This window comes from Rothia sp. HMSC069C10 (genome assembly GCF_001812205.1).
In the GTDB taxonomy this organism is placed as follows: domain Bacteria; phylum Actinomycetota; class Actinomycetes; order Actinomycetales; family Micrococcaceae; genus Rothia; species Rothia mucilaginosa.
In genome coordinates this window covers 48,578-66,161 of record NZ_KV808295.1, presented here as the reverse complement: position 1 = coordinate 66,161, position 17,584 = coordinate 48,578, and the positions used below count along the sequence as shown (strand labels likewise).

At 59.6% G+C, this 17,584-nt stretch carries 15 protein-coding genes; 10 read left to right on the top strand and 5 right to left on the bottom strand.

All coding sequences use genetic code 11. From position 1 onward, the window contains the following. Positions 1–70 precede the first annotated feature (70 nt). The 6 genes from HMPREF2842_RS02115 (at position 71) to HMPREF2842_RS02090 (ending at position 8,420) form a co-directional block, all read left to right on the top strand. Positions 71–577, top strand: a complete 507-nt coding sequence (locus HMPREF2842_RS02115; RefSeq protein WP_246823148.1) for an ABC transporter substrate-binding protein — start codon at positions 71–73, stop codon at positions 575–577. A 19-nt stretch (positions 578–596) separates the two neighbouring features. Continuing rightward, positions 597–2,924, top strand: a complete 2,328-nt coding sequence (locus HMPREF2842_RS02110; RefSeq protein WP_070633673.1) for an extensin — start codon at positions 597–599, stop codon at positions 2,922–2,924. A gap of 235 nt (positions 2,925–3,159) precedes the next feature. Continuing rightward, positions 3,160–4,287 (top strand): histidinol-phosphate transaminase, encoded by a 1,128-nt coding sequence (locus HMPREF2842_RS02105; protein WP_070633674.1) that lies wholly within the window; start codon positions 3,160–3,162, stop codon positions 4,285–4,287. A 402-nt stretch (positions 4,288–4,689) separates the two neighbouring features. Beyond that, positions 4,690–5,856, top strand: a complete 1,167-nt coding sequence (locus HMPREF2842_RS02100; RefSeq protein WP_070642364.1) for a thiamine pyrophosphate-dependent enzyme — start codon at positions 4,690–4,692, stop codon at positions 5,854–5,856. 2 nt (positions 5,857–5,858) lie between these two features. Next, the gene (locus HMPREF2842_RS02095) at positions 5,859–6,845 is read left to right on the top strand and encodes an alpha-ketoacid dehydrogenase subunit beta (RefSeq protein ID WP_049327015.1); all 987 of its coding nucleotides are present in this window, start codon (positions 5,859–5,861) and stop codon (positions 6,843–6,845) included. 99 nt (positions 6,846–6,944) lie between these two features. Beyond that, positions 6,945–8,420, top strand: coding sequence for a dihydrolipoamide acetyltransferase family protein (locus HMPREF2842_RS02090; protein WP_070642360.1), 1,476 nt, complete (start codon positions 6,945–6,947; stop codon positions 8,418–8,420). A 159-nt stretch (positions 8,421–8,579) separates the two neighbouring features. On the opposite strand, the gene HMPREF2842_RS02085 is transcribed toward HMPREF2842_RS02090, so the two are convergent. The 3 genes from HMPREF2842_RS02085 to HMPREF2842_RS09245 are packed head-to-tail and all read right to left on the bottom strand — an operon-like array spanning position 8,580 to position 10,549. Then, positions 8,580–9,704, bottom strand: coding sequence for a hypothetical protein (locus HMPREF2842_RS02085; protein WP_070642358.1), 1,125 nt, complete (start codon positions 9,702–9,704; stop codon positions 8,580–8,582). Between the two features lie 33 nt (positions 9,705–9,737). Further along, complete coding sequence (locus HMPREF2842_RS02080; protein ID WP_070642355.1) at positions 9,738–10,400, bottom strand: sugar O-acetyltransferase; 663 nt, start codon at positions 10,398–10,400, stop codon at positions 9,738–9,740. Continuing rightward, complete coding sequence (locus HMPREF2842_RS09245; RefSeq protein WP_005504480.1) at positions 10,400–10,549, bottom strand: hypothetical protein; 150 nt, start codon at positions 10,547–10,549, stop codon at positions 10,400–10,402. The genes HMPREF2842_RS02080 and HMPREF2842_RS09245 overlap by 1 nt, the downstream gene beginning before the upstream one ends. A gap of 147 nt (positions 10,550–10,696) precedes the next feature. On the opposite strand from HMPREF2842_RS09245, the gene HMPREF2842_RS02075 reads away from it, so the two are divergent. The 4 genes from HMPREF2842_RS02075 (at position 10,697) to HMPREF2842_RS02060 (ending at position 15,564) form a co-directional block, all read left to right on the top strand. Continuing rightward, a complete protein-coding gene (locus HMPREF2842_RS02075) occupies positions 10,697–12,475 on the top strand; it encodes a long-chain-fatty-acid--CoA ligase (protein ID WP_083309197.1) in 1,779 nt (592 codons plus the stop codon). 317 nt (positions 12,476–12,792) lie between these two features. Further along, the gene (locus HMPREF2842_RS02070; protein WP_070642352.1) at positions 12,793–13,671 is read left to right on the top strand and encodes a MetQ/NlpA family ABC transporter substrate-binding protein; all 879 of its coding nucleotides are present in this window, start codon (positions 12,793–12,795) and stop codon (positions 13,669–13,671) included. Positions 13,672–13,812: 141 nt separating this feature from the next. Further along, positions 13,813–14,868, top strand: a complete 1,056-nt coding sequence (locus HMPREF2842_RS02065; protein WP_049340881.1) for a methionine ABC transporter ATP-binding protein — start codon at positions 13,813–13,815, stop codon at positions 14,866–14,868. Continuing rightward, positions 14,869–15,564 carry a methionine ABC transporter permease gene (locus HMPREF2842_RS02060; RefSeq protein ID WP_049349935.1) on the top strand — a complete coding sequence of 232 codons (696 nt, stop codon included), beginning with the start codon at positions 14,869–14,871 and terminating at the stop codon, positions 15,562–15,564. 132 nt (positions 15,565–15,696) lie between these two features. On the opposite strand, the gene HMPREF2842_RS09060 is transcribed toward HMPREF2842_RS02060, so the two are convergent. Beyond that, positions 15,697–15,855: an HAD family hydrolase gene (locus tag HMPREF2842_RS09060; RefSeq protein WP_371259996.1), complete on the bottom strand. Its 159-nt coding sequence runs from the start codon at positions 15,853–15,855 to the stop codon at positions 15,697–15,699. Positions 15,856–17,283: 1,428 nt separating this feature from the next. Beyond that, positions 17,284–17,584: HAD family hydrolase (locus tag HMPREF2842_RS09340; RefSeq protein WP_246823146.1), on the bottom strand; the 301-nt coding region annotated here is incomplete at its 5' end.

The window sequence follows — 17,584 nt, the reverse complement described above, 5'->3', positions numbered from 1 at the left end:
CACCGCACCACCTCACGCACCCCAACTGCCCAGAATCGAACCAACCGATATCCTCCGCGCAGCAGGACACATGGGCATCGGCACCGCCGCCGGCCACGCCCTCGCCGAACAGCTCATGGCGGCTGCCACCCTCGCCCGCGCCAAAGGGGCAGAACTCGCCCACAGGATGCGCACCGAAGCCCAAGAAATCCGCACCGCACACCAACGCGCCAACGAACTCAACGGCGACCGCTGGGCATCCGAAGCCGGACGCGCCTATCGGCGACAACTCGAAGAACATCGCGAAAAAATCCGCACCCAAGCCGAACAAGCCGAAGGCACCGCCGCCATGATCGCCGCCGCCGGTGAAGAACTCGCCAACGACCTGACCTCCAAAGCCCAAGCAATCCAAGCTGCCGCCTCCGCCGTAGATAACCTACTCGGCAAACTCGCCGACAGCGCCGCCGACGCCCTCGAAAAGCTCAACCCCGGCGAAATCATCGCCCGCTCAGGCGTGCAAAAAGCCCAGTCAACGCTCGATTCACTCATGCACGTGAACCTGCCCGACGGGCTGAGCTCGCTCATCCGAACCCACTAACCTCCCCCTAGGAGACACCATGATTACCGGACCCACCGTTGCGCCCATCGGTGACCTCAGCAACTCCGCAGGGCCCACCGCAGGCACCATCAGCGTCGCCCTTGAAGAAATGCCCGCCATCGCCGACGGGCTCGACACCGTCAGCCGCACCTGCGCCGACCGCACCATGCCCATTCTTGGCATCGCCGCTGAAACCCGGCTCTTCCTCGGCATCAACGGACGCGCCCAGCAGGCTGCCGCCCTCTGCACCGGCGTCGCTGCAGACCTCGGTATGAGTGCCGCAAAGTTCGGCACCACCGCAGCTGCTGTCCGTGCCGCTCACAGCTCCTACCTGCAGACCGAAAATATTGTCGCAGGCTGGTTCGACTCCATGGGCATCGCAAAGGACGGCAAGCTACCCGACGGACGCAGCACCCGAGACCACCTGCGCGGACTCATCGCCGGAGAACCCGGCGAAGCTACCTACCTCTTGAAGCTCACCATTCCCGAGCTTGGGTACTTTGCGGCATCTCGGACGCTTCCGTATTCGCCTCTCGTAGCGGGTATTCTTTTCGGCTTCACCGCCTATATGGATGCCAATTTGAACCCCGAAATTGCTCGTCAGCGAACATTTGACCGCCTTGCAGACATGTTTGGCATTCCGCGAGGACTTGTTCGAAAGGCACTGGGTGGTGGTGCGTTCGGACTTTCTGGAACCAGCCTCATCAAGGCTACTGGGAAAAAAGCTTATAATGTGCGCACTACCTCAGCTGATCAATACGGTGTTGCTGCACATCGTGGCGAGAAAAGCCAGCTCTCTGTAGGTGCCAGCTCGGATCGCCTGCTTGCGGCGGCTCAGGCGCAGGACCAGGAGTTTGAACGTTCCCAGCAGGACCCGACTAAGGGTGAACGCGGTGCCGTGCTCGTCACCGTCATGTACGAAGCAGGACACGAAGGCGACCCCGCCCATGCTCTATACGTCGTGAGTATTCCGGGTACTAACTTTAATTCCTTGGGTGGTTCTCCCATGGACCCGGCAGGTGCCGTACGTGAAACCTTAGGTGAAGATACCACGAAGAACTCTGCTTACCAGATGGTTTTGCAGGCTCTCCGTGATGCTGGAGCACCGCAGGGTGCCCGTGTGTACATGGAGGGTTTCAGTCAGGGAGCCATGATTGCCTACAACATGGCTAATAGTCTCGAGGTTGCTAAGGAAATCAATATCGTGGGTATCTATGCTCAAGGTACTCCGCTACGAGGCTTGCCTGCCAAACGCCGTGGTTTCGCCGTGGATTATGTAGAAGGTGAAGGCGATATTGTTCCGGATAGTGCACGGAGGGAAGAGGGAGGCTGGCGTCCTGATGAACGTGATACAGCAATTACCGTCCAGAACCCTAAACATAGTGGCGAAAAATACCGAGAAGCCCTAGAACGCGAAGGATATAGTGGAGCGGTATTTGGCGGTATGCGTGCCGCGATGGACGGTAAAGAGTATGTGCTGGGGGAACAGAAGGTTACCTCGGGCTCTGCTATGCCAGACGGGTACAGCTCGGCTGAACGAACTAAAGTAACGATCGCACGTATCGGAGCTTACACAGGTCAAGCCTACATGTCGGGAGTTAAGATTGATGAGCAGGGCCTAGACGAAGTGATTGTACAAGCAACAGACGGTAAGGTTAGGGGCGTTCAGGACGCCAAAAATAAGGCGGAAAAAATCAAACAAGGGACTAAAGACGCATGGGAGGCAGGCAAGCCTCGTCTCCCTTACCCCGAGCCGACTCCGCAGGAAAAGCCTCAGAACCCGAAGCCTGCCTGGCCCGAAACCCCCGTGCCGCAGATGCCCAAGGTGCCCCTCCTGCAGGGATACAACCCGCAGAATATTCCGCCCGCCATCAATATGCCGGGCGACCTGAGTCGCCCCGAACCTGCCCCCATCAATATGCCGGTGGACCTGAGTCGTCCGGAGCCTGCGCCCATCAAGATGCCCACTCGAATCGAGGCAGAGGGGCAGCTACCCCCTGCAGGTCTAATCCCGCCGAACATTCTGCCCAAACCTGCAGATCTGCATACGCACATCGAAAAGGCTGTTACTCAGCCAATCATCGATCGCCTGCAGCTCCCTAATGTAGGTTCCGCGCTCAAGAATCCTCCAATCTTCGGAGCCGGGCAGGGTGGAGACTACGACGGCGTTGAGTCGCTCATCCCCACTCTGCCGGGGCTGAAACCCGCGCCCATGCTCCGGCCCAAGAGCATTGACCCGGGATTCCTCGCACCGACTCCGCCCGAGAACATCGACCCCGGGTTCCGCGCACCAGGCCCTCCCGAGGATTTGACTCCCATCGAGGAGCGTGAACCCCTGATGGTCTAAAAGCCCAGCCTCAAGAACCAATCTTGACGGCTCGGTGGAGGGTGGAGGGGACGAGTAGAGTAGAGAAGAGAAAAGGAGGGGCACCGCTGGGAACAACCCCGGCGGCGCCCCTCCATCTATGCGTACAGCGCTCGCGGCTAGTCTCTGCTACCTGCACAGGTACAGCTTGCTCGCGACCTGCTCTCCAGGTGAGAAGCGTTAGCCTCCGAGCCGCCCGCAGGCACATACTGGAACCATGAGCCAGTCAGCTGAACACGCCAATATCCCGGTCCGCCCCGTCTTCAACACACTGCCCAGCTACGCGGCAGGCAAGCCGCCCGCACCCGTTGAAGGCCTCACCCAGTACAAGCTCTCCTCCAACGAGAACCCGCTGGGCCCCGTACCCGAGGTTGCGCGCGTCCTCGCAGAATTTGCGACCGCGCACCGCTACCCCGACCCGCTCTCCACCGCCCTGCGCCAGAAGCTCTCCGCACGACTGGGCGTGGATGCTGACGACATCGTCACCGGTGCCGGTAGCCTCGGTGCGCTCAACCAGATCCTCAAAACTTTCGCGGGCGTTAACGCCGACGGCGTGCAGGACGAAGTCATCTACGCCTGGCGTTCCTTCGAGGCGTACCCGATCCTTGTCGGCATCATGGGTGCTCGCAGCGTGCAGGTGCCGAACCTGCTCGACGGCTCACACGACCTGGACGCCATGGCGGCAGCTATCACCGACCGCACCCGCCTGATTCTGGTCTGCACCCCCAACAACCCGACCGGTCCCGCCGTCACCGAGAGTCAGATTCGTGCGTTCCTGGCGAAGGTGCCCGCCCACATTCCCGTGGTGATTGATGAGGCGTACTTTGAGTTCTGCGCCGCCTCCACCGTTCCGGAGGGTGAAGAAGCCCCGCTGAACGGCATGGACATCTACCGCGACTACGAGAACGTCATCATTCTGCGCACCTTCTCCAAGGCACAGGGCCTGGCGGGTCTGCGCGTGGGCTACTCAATTTCGCACCCGCAGATTACGCAGCACCTGCGCGTGGCGGCAACCCCGTTCGCCGTGACGGCGCTGGCTGAGGCGGCGGCTATCGCCTCCATCGAGCATGAGGATGCGGTGATGGAGCGTGTGAGACACCTGGTCGCTGAGCGTGAGCGCGTGACCGCTCGACTGCGCGAGCTGGGCTACGATTTCCCGAGCACTTACGCGAACTTCGTGTGGCTGCCTCTGGGGGAGCGCACGGGTGAGTTTGTGCAGCTGATGTCTGAGCATGCGCTGTCGGTGCGTGCGTTCGGTACCGAGGGTGTTCGCGTGAGCATTGGTGAGGTGGAGGCGAATGACCGTTTCCTCTCGCTCTGTGAGGTCTTCGCGAAGGGGCTCTAGAGCGTCTTGTGAAGGGGTGGGGGTACCCACTCGGCCCTAATTGAACAATGTACTATTTTCCCTTGTCGAGGTTTGTTTGGGCTTTTCAAATGGTTCTCGCGCGGGAAAAATGATGGCCCGAAAAAGCTCTCAATAGTTAAATTAAACCTCCCATATATTCTCGAAAAAGAATATATGGGAGGTTTAATTTAATGATGTTCAAATAGTGAATGACAGGGCATAATACACTGCGTTATCAGCGTAACTGCCGCGAGATAAAGCCGAAAAGAGTAGACTGGTAACTATATATGCCCAGACCCTCACAGGCTTGCCGGAACACCTCAAACCCTGCACCATCAGGTGAAAGTTGAGACTAAAACCCAAGCCGCTGAGGGCCAAGCCCTCGTCACGTGTGGAGGTTAGATGCACGAGAACGACAAGTACCCCGGAGTGCCCGAACGCATCCAGCTCATGGATGAAAACGGCACCGTACACGAACACCCCACCTACAGCCGGTACATCGAAGACGTCAACGCAGACACCCTGCGCGAGGCATACCGCCTCATGTACCCCACCCGCCGATTCGACGACGAGGCAACCGCCCTGCAGCGCCAGGGTCAGCTCGCCCTCTGGGTGCCGAGCCGAGGCCAGGAAGCCGCGCAGATCGGCTCCGCGCTCGCCTACGCACCCAACGACTATATCTTCCCCTCCTACCGCGAGCACGCCGTCGCCCTGACGCGTGGTGTGGACTTCCGCAACCTGATCACCATCTTCCGCGGCTCCACCACCCACGGCTGGGACATGAAGGCACACAACTTCCACACCTACACCAAGGTGCTTGCGGCCCAGACCCTGCACGCAGTCGGCTACGCCATGGGCCTGAACTTCGACGCCGACATCGAGGCTGAAACCGGCACCCGCCGCACCGGTCAGGGCCAGGCAACCGACCCCACCGAGGACACCCAGAAGCCCGCCGTGGCGGTCTACTTCGGTGATGGCTCCTCCACCGAGGGTGACGCACACGAGTCCATGGTTTTCGCCGCCTCCTATAACGCGCCGGTGCTCTTCTTCGTGCAGAACAACCGCTGGGCTATCTCCGTGCCCTTCGAGGTGCAGTCCCGCGTGCCGGTATCGACCCGCGCCGCAGGCTACGGCTTCGAAGGCATTCGCGTGGACGGCAACGACGTTCTCGCCGTGCTCGCCGCAACCCGCTACGCCATGGAGAAGATCCGTGCCGGTGAAGGCCCCGTGCTGATTGAAGCTGAGACCTACCGCCTCGGCCCGCACACCACCGCGGACGACCCCACCAAGTACCGCACCGACGCCGATCTTGAGGGCCCGCTGCACCGCGACCCCATGATTCGCCTCGAGAAGTACCTGCGCGAGCAGAGCTACGCCGATGATGCCTTCTTCGAAGAGGTTGCAGAATCTGCGCAGCAGGTCGCGAACGGCGTGCGTGAGGCAGTGCTGAACTCTGAGGTTGCCGACTTTGAGTATTTCTTCGACCGCGTCTACGTGCAGGAACACCAGCAGGTGGAAGACGACCGCGAGTTCTACCGTAACTACGTTGCAGGCTTTGAAGAGGAGTAAGCATGAGCGAGAAAATTGAACGTTTGACCCTCGCCAAGGCGATTACCCGCGGCCTGGAAGACGCCATGGAAGCCGACCGCACCGTTGTCATGCTCGGTGAGGATATCGGCAAACTCGGCGGTGTGTACCGTGTGACCGAGGGCCTGCAGGCGCGCTTCGGCAACCGCCGCGTCATGGATGCGCCCCTGGGTGAGTCCGGCATTATCGGCACCTCCATCGGTATGGCGCTGCGTGGCTACCGACCCGTGCCGGAGATTCAGTTCGACGGCTTCGTGTTCCCCGCCTACAACCAAATCACGAGCCAGCTGGCGAAGATCCACAACCGCACCGATAAGCAGTACACGGTGCCGGTGACCATCCGCATTCCGTACGGTGGCGTGATTGGTTCGGTGGAGCACCACTCCGAGTCCCCGGAGGCGCTGTTCGCCCACACCGCGGGTCTGCGCATTGTGACCCCTTCGACCCCGCACGAGGCGTACTGGATGACCCGCAAGGCGATTGAGTGCCCCGACCCGGTCATTATTTTTGAGCCGAAGCGCCGCTACTGGCTCAAGGGTGAAGTGGACTTTAGCGATACTTCCTTTGACCCGTTCAGCGCCCAGGTGGTGCGTGAGGGTACGGATGCGACCATCGTTGCGTACGGTCCGCTGGTGCCGGTTGCTCTGGCTGCGGCAGAGGCTGCCGTGGAGGATGGCCGCTCGATTGAGGTCATTGACCTGCGCTCGATTTCGCCGCTGGATGTGCCGACCGTTGCCGCTTCGGTGGCGAAGACTGGCCGCCTGATTGTCGCACACGAGGCGCCGACCTTCGGTGGCATGGGCGGTGAGCTGGCTGCGGCGATTACGGAGCGTTGCTTCTACAGCCTGCAGGCGCCGGTGATTCGCGTGGGCGGCTACTACATGCCGTACCCGGTGTCCCGTGTTGAGGAAGAGTACGTGCCCGATATTGATCGTATTCTTGAGGCGGTTGACCGCGCTTTTGACTACTAGGCATTCCCTGATCTGACGTATCAGCGTGTTGCGCTATGGCGGGTTGCGAGCCCGCACAGAATATTCCGTATAGGGTATATGCCCTAGTGAGAGGTAAAAATGTCCCAGATTTTCCCGCTCCCTGACGTGGGCGAAGGCCTGACCGAAGCAGAAATCCTCAGCTGGAAGGTGGCAGTCGGCACCGAGGTCGCCATCAACGACGTCCTCGTCGAAATTGAAACCGCGAAGAGCGTCGTGGAACTTCCCTCGCCCTTCGCCGGCACCGTCGAGGCGCTGCTCGTTGCCGAAGGCGAAACCGTTGAGGTGGGCACCCCGATCATCAGCATCTCCGGCGGCGACAACGCACCCGCAACTCCAGCGGCACCCGCCGCGGCAGAGGCTGAGTCCGGCACCGCACTGGTCGGCTCCGGCCCCAAGGCGGACGCTGTGAAGCGCCGCGCCCGCAAGCGCCCTGCCTCCGCAGCCCAGCCCGCACAGGCTGCTGCGGCACCGGTCGCACCGGCTGTTCAGGCACCCGTGGCGCACACCCCCGCTGACTCGGCAAACCGTAACCAGGGCCTGCTGAGCGAGCTGGCTGAGCGCGCCTCCCGCTTTGTGGAGAACACCCCGCTGAACTCGGTGGTGCAGCGTCTGGCGCCCGAGCCCGCAGCGGCTCCCGCGCCGACTTTGGCTCCCGAGCAGGTTCCGCACCGCCCGACCCTCGCGCCGCCTCCGGTGCGTCTTGCCGCAAAGGAGCTGGGTGTTGACCTGGCGAACGTGACCGCTACCGGTGCGCGCGGCCAGGTGACCAAGCAGGACCTCATGAACTATGTGGCGCACCTGAGCGATGTGCAGCATAGCGGCGCCCGCCAGCCGTTCTGGCAGCCCGCAGCCACCCCCGGTGACCGCATTGAGCGCATCCCTGTGCGTGGCGTGCGTAAGGCTACCGCGAAGGCTATGGTTGCTTCGGCGTTTAGCGCCCCGCACGTGTCCATCTTCGTGGATGTTGATGCTTCCCGCACCATGGAGTTCGTGAAGCGCTTGAAGAAGTCCCGCCACTTTGAGGGCGTGAAGGTCACCCCGCTACTGGTGCTTGCCGCCGCGGTCATTTGGGCTGCTGAGCGTAACCCGCAGGTCAACGCGACCTGGACCGATAGCGAAATCCAGATTAAGCACTTCATGAACCTGGGTATTGCTGCGGCGACCCCTCGCGGCTTGATGGTTCCGAACATTAAGGATGCTCAGGAGCTGTCTCTGCGTGAGCTCGCTATTGCTCTGAACAACCTGACTACTCGCGCCCGTGAGGGTAAGACTCAGCCCGCTGAGATGGCGAACGGCACCCTGACCATTACGAATATCGGTTCGCTGGGTATTGATACCGGTACCCCGATTATTAACCCGGGTGAGGTGGCAATCGTTGCCTTCGGTACGATCAAGCAGAAGCCGTGGGTGGTTGATGGTGAGGTTATTCCTCGCTGGGTGACGACCCTGGGTGGTTCCTTCGATCACCGTGTGGTGGATGGGGACCTGTCGGCTCGTTTCATGGCTGATGTGGCTGCGATTCTTGAGGAGCCTGCACTGCTGCTGGACCACTAAGCGGCACATTTGGGCTAGTCAGCACCGTATTGCTGGGTAGCTGAGGCCGTTTAGGATACAGATATTTAGATACAGAAAACCTCCGGTACCTTACGCAAGGTACCGGAGGTTTTCTGCACGTTTTATCCCTATCGCAACGAGGCGCAGGTGCTTAGAAGTCTATGCGTCTTCGCGTGCCACCTGGTCGCTCGGGTACTTGTCCACGCGGCGGTGGTACAGGCGTCCGCACAGGCCGCCGAGGATAGCGCCGAGGAAGCTCAACGACAGAACCAGCAGAACCGCGAGCAGGCCGTTCGCGAAATCGCCCGCAATCAGCTTCTGCAGGGACAGGGACGCGACACCGTTCTGGAACAGCTGAGGCGTGAGGAAGGTCGCCAGGGACCCGAGGATGAGCGCCATAATCTGCCAGAGCCACACGGCAATGCCCTGCTTAGCGCCGGCGAATCGTGCCATGCGTCCCGCAGCGTAACCGCCCACCAGATAGGCGAAGAAAATGAGCACACTCAACGCCACCGCGACCGGCACGGCGTTCGACGCGCCGCTAAAGAGTCGGGAGACCACCGAGGCGTACTCGATGGACTCGCTCTGACCGGTCAGGGTCAGCCACGACTGGATAGCCCATAGGCCACCGTCCATGAGGGAGATGGTGATTAGCCAGCCGAGCAGGCCGGGCAGCAGGTGCATGCGGGAGTAGCGGCTCTTCTGCATGGACAGCGCGGTTGCGGCGGTGAGGATGGGTTCCGAGCCAGCGGCATCACCTGCGGGGGTGGGGATGACGAAGTGGTCATCATCCGCCGGATTAGCCTGCGGGGCGCTGGGTGCCGCATGGGCGTTGCCGGGTGCGGGCACCTCGTAGCTTGCCGCCGCAGTCGGCGCAGTAGCGGGGGCAGGCGCGGTAGCGGGGGCTGTGCCGCCGCGCACGTTGTCCGTGCTGGGGGCTGCAGGCTTGTCGAGCCAGCTGAGGTTGTCGGTAGCGGGTTCGCCCAAGTCAGCGCCGGATTCTGCGCCTGCAGAAGTGGCGCCGGGGGAGAGGAGCGGCTGGGTTGCGGTAGCTGCCTCGGTGAGGGGGCGGGTCGCATCCTGCGAGGACTGCGCGGAGGACTGTGCCGAAGAGGCCGACTCGCGCGCCTTTTCGTGGGCGCGGCGTGCGGCGTTCAGCTCCTCATCGGTCAGAACCACGGTGGGGTCGTCGGAGGAGAATGCCGCCTCCCACAGGTCACTTTCGGTGGGAGTGGACGCCGCGGCGGCCGGGCGCTGCTGCGGGGTGTTGTTCTGTGCGTTCATTAAATCCTTTGGATTCTAGTCCTGGGTGCTGATTTAGCGGTTGCGGTCAGCGTAGAAGGCGCGTGCTTCTTCCAGGGCTTCTGCGGAGTAGGTGTGCGGGTATGCCGGGCGTTCGTTCTCGTCCAGGGTACGGACCACACGGCCGGGGTTGCCCACCACGAGGGAGTTTTCGGGGACATCCTTGGTGACGACGGTGCCCGCGCCAATCACGGAGTTCTTGCCGATGGTCACACCGCCCAGGATAATAGCGCCGCCACCGATCCAGACGTTGTCTTCAACGGAGATAGGCTCGCCACCTTCCCAGTAAGCGGCGCGGTCGACCGGGTTGAGCGGATGGGTGGGGGTGAGGAACTGTACGTTGTTGCCGACGAGCACGGTGGAGCCGATACGAATCGGGCAGACGTCCAGGAATACGCAGTCGAAGTTGAAGAAGGAGCCGTCGCCAATGTAGGTGTTCACGCCGTAGTCGAAGCGTGCGCCGGGGCGGATGTGGGAGTGCTCGCCCAGGTGGCCGAGGTGTTCACGGTAGACGTGCATTGCCTGCGCCTGCTCGCCGCGTGCGTAGTGTTCTTCGGCGAGGACGGTTGCAGCGTGGATGCGCTTGTACTGCGCGCCGCATTCGGCGTCGGGCATGTAGGCGGCGCCGGAGACCATGCGGTGGAAGATGTCGCCGTTGGGGCGCTGCGGGGTGTGCATTAGTGGGCTCCTCCCAGAAGGTAAGCAAGTGCGATGATGGCCATTCCGAACAGGATGACGACTCCTCCGGCGATGGCGAATCGCTTGGAAATTTCGCGGAGGAGCTTCTTGAACTGTTCGTCAGTGATGTCTTGCTGTCGTTTACTCATGCTTTAAGTATCCCAGAGTTGCTGGGTTCTGCCTTAGTGTTTCGGTGTTTATTGCGGTATCTGGGGCGGGTGTACCGTGTGATTTTCAGCGTGGAAAGAAACGGTGCTGAGTTGAAGCCTGCGGGTGCGGGAAGGCACAATCATTGCATGACTGAGGCTCAGAAGAACACGAACCTGCAGGATGCGGCGGCTCCTGCATCCCCCGCTGGCGCATCCGCTGGTGTAGCTGCTGGTGCGCATCCGTTGGCGCATCGCCCCTGGTTGAAGAACTATACGCCGTGGACTGCTCGCGATATTGAGCTGCCTGAAACCTCGCTGAGCCACCTCATTGACGAGGCGGTTCGCACCGTACCGCATAAGGTTGCGCTGGAGTTCTTTGGCGCGACCACGACCTACGCTGAGCTGGGGGACCAGATTGAGCGTGCGGCGGAGGGGCTGCGCGTGGCGGGTGTGCAGGCGGGTGACCGTGTGGCGCTGATTCTGCCGAACTGCCCTCAGCATATTGCGGCGTTTTACGCGATTCTGCGTTTGGGCGCGATTGTGGTGGAGCATAACCCGCTCTACACGGGCGCTGAGTTGCGTCACATGTTTGAGGATCACGGCGCGAAGGTCGCGATTGTGTGGGATAAGATCGCTTCGCATATTACGGGTCTTCCGGATGATATTCGCCCGAGCCATATTTATTCGGTGAACATGATTTCGGCGATGCCTGCGCTGATGCGTACCGCGCTGAAGCTGCCGTTGAAGAGTGCGCGTGCTTCGCGTGAGAAGCTGACCGGTCCCGCTCCGGGTACGGTGCCGTGGTCGCAGCTGCTCAAGAGTGAGCGTATTGATCCTGCGCATCGCCGCCCGACGGCGCACGATATTGCGCTGCTGCAGTACACCTCTGGCACGACCGGTCTGCCCAAGGGCGTGATGCTCACGCACCGCAACCTGGAGTCTAACGGCCGCATGGGTGAGGCGTGGATTAACCCGGGCGATGACGAGGTGATTTACTCGGTTCTGCCGCTGTTCCACGCGTACGGCATGACCCTGGGCGTGACGATTGCGTCGCTGTGCCGCGCCCGCCTGGTGCTGTTCCCGACCGTGGACATGGACCTGATTCTGAAGGCGATGAAGAAGACTCGCCCGACCATTCTGCCTGCGGTTCCGCCGGTGTACCGCCGCCTCATGGATGAGGCGAAGAAGCGCGGCGTGTCCCTGGAGGGTATCCGTTATGCAGTCTCCGGTGCGATGAACCTGCCTCCTGAGCTGGTTGCCGAGTGGGAGGAAGCTTCCGGCGGTTTCATGGTGGAAGGCTACGGCCTGACCGAGTGCGCGCCGCTGGTGTCCTGCAACCCGCTCAATGACACTCGCCGTGCCGGTTTTATTGGTGTTCCGTTCCCCTCCACCGATATTCGTGTGGTGGACCCGGAGACCGGCGAGGACGTGCCCGAGGGCGAAGAGGGCGAGCTGTGGGTGAAGGGCCCTCAGCGTTTTGCTGGCTACTGGAAGCGTGAGGACGAGACGGCTAAGACCATCACCCCCGAGGGTTGGCTGCGTACCGGCGATATTGTGCGCCTGGACGAGGACTACTTCATTCAGATTGTGGACCGCATCAAGGAGGTCATCATCACCGGTGGCTTCAATGTCTCCCCGACGGAGGTTGAGGTCGCCCTCAAGCAGCACGACATGGTCGCGGATGCGGCAGTGGTCGGTATTCCGCTGCCCGCCGGTGGCGAGATGGTCGTTGCCGCCGTGGTTGCCGCCCCGGGACGCGTGGTGCAGGAACACACCCTGCGTGAGCACTGCTACTCGAAGGTGACCCGCTATAAGGTTCCGCGCCGCATCGTGGTGGTGGATGACCTGCCCCGTTCGATGCTGGGTAAGGTTCTGCGCCGTAAGGTGCGTGAGCAGCTGATTGCTTCGGGTGAGTTCGATCAGTAGTACTGGTTGATTCGCCGCCTGCTCGTAATGAGTGGGTTAGATGGACGCCGGCTTGGGTTTTCGTACCCGGGCCGGCGTTTTGTGTGCGCCTGAATACACCGTCAATGACGCTTTGTGACCTGGCAAATAATCACTGCATGACGAATTATGACAAAATATGACGACCTTGACGTTCTGTGTCTCATGAATAGCCATTAACTTCCACACCCGCCCTTGTGCATGCTGTAATTGTCCCATCATCATTCCCATCGGATGTGCTAGTACCAACGTGAGCACCCGGTGGAACGCATCATCATTCAACAGAAAGATTCATAGCCGTGAAGAAGTTTGCTGCTGCACTCGCAGTTGTCCCCATGGTCTTTGGCCTGGCAGCCTGCGGTTCCACCAACTCCTCCTCTTCCTCCAGCTCCAAGAAGGTCACCATCGGTGTGGTTGGCTCTGAGAAGTTCAACAAGACCCTGAAGGAAGAAGCTAAGAAGCAGGGTATCGACATTGAGTTCAAGGAGTTCAGCGCTTACACCGAGCCGAACCCCGCACTGGACGCCGGTGACATCGATATGAACCGCTTCCAGCACATCGCGTACCTGTCCAACTACAACGTGAGCGCTAAGAAGGACCTGCAGATTGTCGGCCCGACCGTCATCTACCCGATGGCTCTGTTCTCCAAGAAGCACTCCAAGTTGGCTGACATCCCCCAGGGCGGCGAGATCGTTATCCCGAACGACACCGTGAACGAAGCCCGCGCTCTGAAGCTGCTGAAGACCAACGGTCTGGTTACCTTCAAGAACGCTGATGTTGACGCACCCACCATCGACGACGTGGACACCGCTAATTCCAAGGTGAAGGTCACCCCCGTCGACGCAACCCAGACCGTGGTTGGCATGGAGTCCGCTGACGGCGCAGTCGTCAACAACGACTTCCTCAAGGATGCAGGCCTGAAGCCCGCAGACGCCCTGGCTCAGGACGACCCCAAGACCGACCCCTCGGCTGTCAAGTATGTGAACCTCTTCGTTGCTCAGAAGGACAAGGCTGACGACGAGACCTACAAGAAGATTGTTGAAATCTTCCACACCAAGCCCGTCATGGATGTTGTTCAGGAAGAGACCCGCGGCACCGCTGTTGAGGTCAACGTGAGCACCGACGAGCTGCGTCAGTCCCTGGCTAACGAAGAAGCCAAGCTGCGCGCCAAGAAGTAATCTTCTGAATACACGCCTCTTCTAGGCATACGCAAAGGCGGTAAGTCTAAGAACCCGATGCGGGTGAAGGCTTACCGTCCTTTGCGTAACGGCGTTAAGGCCCTTTAGCGCCCCAACCACGACATTTACGGATACATATTTATGAGTGAACTGGCACAGAGCTTCGGCGACAGCACCTCGCCCATGGTGGTTCTGGACGGAGTCTCCAAGGTCTTCGGCAACGGCCCCAAGGCAGTAGTTGCTGTCGACAACGTCTCCCTCACCATTAACCGCGGTGAAATCTTTGCAATCATCGGCTACTCCGGCGCCGGTAAGTCTACCCTGGTCCGCCTCATCAACGGCCTGGAAACCACCACCAGCGGCACCCTGACCGTCGGTGGCTTCCAGATTTCCGGTAAGCGCGACTCCGAACTGCGTGAAGCACGCACCAACATCGGTATGATCTTCCAGCAGTTCAACCTGATGAACTCCCGCACCGTGCTCGGTAACGTCGAGTTCCCGCTGAAGATTGCCGGCTGGTCTAAGAAGGACCGCCGCGAACGCGCCCTGGAAATGCTTGAGTTCGTGGGTCTTGCCGACCGTGCAGGTCATTACCCGAACCAGCTTTCGGGTGGTCAGAAGCAGCGCGTGGGCATTGCTCGTGCGCTCGCGACCAGCCCCGCCCTGCTACTGGCTGATGAGTCCACCAGCGCGCTGGACCCGGAAACCACTCATGAAGTTCTTGCGCTCCTTAAGCGTGTGAACCGTGAACTGGGTGTGACCGTCGTGGTGATTACCCACGAGATGGACGTGGTCTCCAGCATCGCTGACCGTGTGGCCGTCATGGAGTCCGGCCGCGTGGTGGAGCAGGGCAACGTCTACGACGTCTTCTCCAACCCGCAGACCGACGTGGCAAAGCTGTTCGTGGCTACCACCGTGAAGCTCGCCCCCACCGGCAAGGAAGCGGCTGAACTGCGCGCAAACCACAAGGGTTACCTCATCAACGTTGAAATCGTGGAGGGTAACCAGGAGCTCGGTAAGGTGCTGTCCTACCTGGGTGCCCGTAACGTCCGCTTCAACATTGTGGGCGGCGGTATTGAGACTCTGCAGGGCAAGGCGTACGGTACCCTCACCCTGGAACTTCTCGGCGAAATCACCAGCATTGATGCCGCCGTTGCCGAACTGAAGACCGTTGCCCGCGTGCAGGAGGTGCGCTAAATGTTTGCTACTACTCTTCCGCTGGCTGCGTCTAAGACGGACTGGTCCGAGTTCCTGCCCGAGAAGCTGCTCCCGGCTATCGGCGATACGTTCTACATGGTGACTATCACCATGGTGTGCGCCGGTCTGGTTGGTCTGATTGTGGGTGCTCTGCTGTACACCACCCGTGAGGGCAACATCTTCCAGAACCGTTTCGTGTACACGATCCTGAATATTCTGGTGAACGTGATTCGCCCGATTCCGTTCATTATTTTGATTGCGGCTTTGGGCCCGCTGACGAGCGCCGTGGTGGGTACCCGCCTGGGCGTGAATGCGGCGGTCTTCGCGATGAGCTTCGGTGCTGCATTCGCTATTGCCCGTATCGTGGAGCAGAACATGGTCTCCATTGACCCGGGCGTGATTGAGGCGGCGCGTGCGATGGGCGCTTCAAAGCTGACCATCCTGTTCACCGTGATGATTCCGGAGGCGCTTGGCCCGCTGATCCTCGGTTACACCTTCCTCGTCATCGGCGTGGTGGATATGTCTGCAATGGCCGGTTATGTGGGCGCCGGTGGCCTGGGTAAGATTGCGATCGTGGACGGCTACCAGCGCTTCAACGATGAGATCACCTGGGCTGTTGTGGCGATTATTATCGTCCTGGTTCAGCTGGTTCAGTTCCTCGGTAACTTCCTGGCCAAGAAGGTTATGCGCCGATAAGCTCGTGCCTCTTGTAGGCCTTGTAGGTACTGTAGGTACGGCTGATACAGCATAGAAGACCCCCGGTCTGCTCCTTGAGGAGCGGGCCGGGGGTCTTTTTTATGCTGCTACGAGGTGGAGGGCGGATGCCGCTTAGTTCTGCGCCGCCTCCAGGTACATATCCGGGGCAGGCTTACCGGTGGGAACGTCGTTGCTGCTGACCCAGGTGCGCACCAGCGGGGCGTAACCGTAGCTTTCCATTTTCAGGGTCAGAATGTTCGCGGTGGAGTTCGACGCCACCGCAACCGGCATGTCTATGACCTACACATCAACAACACCGCCAGATCACAGGGCGAATGCCCTCCGCGCGGAAGATTAGAGCCTTCCGCCATCTATGCGAAGAGCGAGCCGTTTGTGCTTCTTATGCTTCGCCAATCGACCGACCGAGCCGACCGACTGGCCTGTGTTGTTTGTTGTGATACCCCTTGTGCTTTTCATTCAAATACCTTTGTGTATTTTGTTTGGAAAGTACAAGGGCATTCGCTTCTCTCTCCCCTCACCTCTCTCAGCCTGAGCTGTGAGGTTGAGTCTTGGAACAGAAGGAGAGAAGCCAGAGAGAAAAAGAGCCTGAGCGTTAGCGAAGTCCGCTTAAGCGGACGTAAAATAAAAGTTCCTAGACCGTAGAACTGAAGTGAGAGAGTTGTGAGGACAAGACCAGAGTTATCTCCTGCTCGTAAGAGAAGAAAAGCATACGCACGTAGGAAAGAAGAAGAGAGGTGGGTGAAAGCAGCAGGGGAAGTGAAGACTGTTTACCGCTGTATCTGCGATAAGAACCTAGAAATGTGTAAGGCAGAGGAGCATCCGAAGCGCAATAAGACGACTTAGGATGTAAGTTTGCTGAGGAGAGAGAACGGGCTGGGAGCTTTAGCAGCTAAATACTATAGTGTGCAGTGGCGCAAATTGTTATTGAATCATTACTAAAATAATTTTGACTCCCATTTTGCTGATTGATATCATAAAAGTGTTCTGTTTCACATCAAACTAGAGATATTATCAACAGCTATTGTCGGAGCCGGTATAGAAGGACGTGGAATCGCGTTCTACGCAGATTGGGGTATACCACCGCTGACAGCAAAAATTGAATAAATATCTGAGGTGATTAAGTTGGTCGACACTAGATACATACCGGTACCTGAATTATGTTTCGCAGGTTATTCTTTCTATTATTTTACATCTTCGCATGATTCAATGTTTTATAATGTTGCCGGTATTTTAATTCTTTGTGGATTTGTTGGGTACTCTGCATATCGTGCAAATAAGAACTACGTACAACCTGCGGCATCCTTCATAAAATCCGTATTTTTTATGTTGGCTGTGGTAATTTTACAAGTGTATTGGCTTGACCCTTTGGCTCAGGTTGTAGTTCTACTTATGAGTATCCTGTACGCTTTTGTTTTCTATAAGCAACAGCCGAAATAAGCATCCTTGGAGTTCTAAAACACCTAGCATCACGAGAACCTGCCAATGTTCAGGTTCTCGTGATGTTTTGTATTGGTACCGTTTAGTGAGACTTTGGAAAAGTAGCGCTCCGCGAGAGTGCTGATGAGGTCAAAGGGCTACAAGAGCGGGTGCTAGAGAGGCAGCTGATAAGCATAGAAGACCCCCGGTCTGCTCTTGAAGAGCGGGCCGGGGGTCTTTCTTGATGCCGCCTGCCAGGTGAGGCGGTGGGGCGGGTGCCTCTTAGTTCTGCGCCGCCTCCGACTGCTGTGCCGCCTCAAGCTTGGCGATCCAGGTGCGTGCCGCCTCCCAGAGCTGCGGGTCATTAAACGAATCGAAGCGCCCAAAACCGGCCGGTGCCTTTGCCGGGTCGGTGCCTTCCGGAACGTAAATCATAACCTTTGTACCGGCGTCACGTGCCGCCTGCGCGCCCGCGGGGGAGTCCTCGAACGCCAGCGCCTCGTGACCTTCAAAGCCGAGGCGATGTGCCGCCTCCAGGTACATGTCCGGGGCGGGCTTACCGGTGGGAACGTCGTTGCTGCTG

What these genes read in the sequence shown, in the direction of transcription:
- HMPREF2842_RS02115 (WP_246823148.1), top strand. Translation starts at nt 71, where the DNA reads ATGGGCATCGGCACCGCCGCCGGCCACGCCCTCGCCGAACAGCTCATG.
- HMPREF2842_RS02110 (WP_070633673.1), top strand. Translation starts at nt 597, where the DNA reads ATGATTACCGGACCCACCGTTGCGCCCATCGGTGACCTCAGCAACTCC.
- HMPREF2842_RS02105 (WP_070633674.1), top strand. Translation starts at nt 3,160, where the DNA reads ATGAGCCAGTCAGCTGAACACGCCAATATCCCGGTCCGCCCCGTCTTC.
- HMPREF2842_RS02100 (WP_070642364.1), top strand. Translation starts at nt 4,690, where the DNA reads ATGCACGAGAACGACAAGTACCCCGGAGTGCCCGAACGCATCCAGCTC.
- HMPREF2842_RS02095 (WP_049327015.1), top strand. Translation starts at nt 5,859, where the DNA reads ATGAGCGAGAAAATTGAACGTTTGACCCTCGCCAAGGCGATTACCCGC.
- HMPREF2842_RS02090 (WP_070642360.1), top strand. Translation starts at nt 6,945, where the DNA reads ATGTCCCAGATTTTCCCGCTCCCTGACGTGGGCGAAGGCCTGACCGAA.
- HMPREF2842_RS02085 (WP_070642358.1), bottom strand. Translation starts at nt 9,704, where the DNA reads ATGAACGCACAGAACAACACCCCGCAGCAGCGCCCGGCCGCCGCGGCG.
- HMPREF2842_RS02080 (WP_070642355.1), bottom strand. Translation starts at nt 10,400, where the DNA reads ATGCACACCCCGCAGCGCCCCAACGGCGACATCTTCCACCGCATGGTC.
- HMPREF2842_RS09245 (WP_005504480.1), bottom strand. Translation starts at nt 10,549, where the DNA reads ATGAGTAAACGACAGCAAGACATCACTGACGAACAGTTCAAGAAGCTC.
- HMPREF2842_RS02075 (WP_083309197.1), top strand. Translation starts at nt 10,697, where the DNA reads ATGACTGAGGCTCAGAAGAACACGAACCTGCAGGATGCGGCGGCTCCT.
- HMPREF2842_RS02065 (WP_049340881.1), top strand. Translation starts at nt 13,813, where the DNA reads ATGAGTGAACTGGCACAGAGCTTCGGCGACAGCACCTCGCCCATGGTG.
- HMPREF2842_RS02060 (WP_049349935.1), top strand. Translation starts at nt 14,869, where the DNA reads ATGTTTGCTACTACTCTTCCGCTGGCTGCGTCTAAGACGGACTGGTCC.
- HMPREF2842_RS09060 (WP_371259996.1), bottom strand. Translation starts at nt 15,855, where the DNA reads ATGCCGGTTGCGGTGGCGTCGAACTCCACCGCGAACATTCTGACCCTG.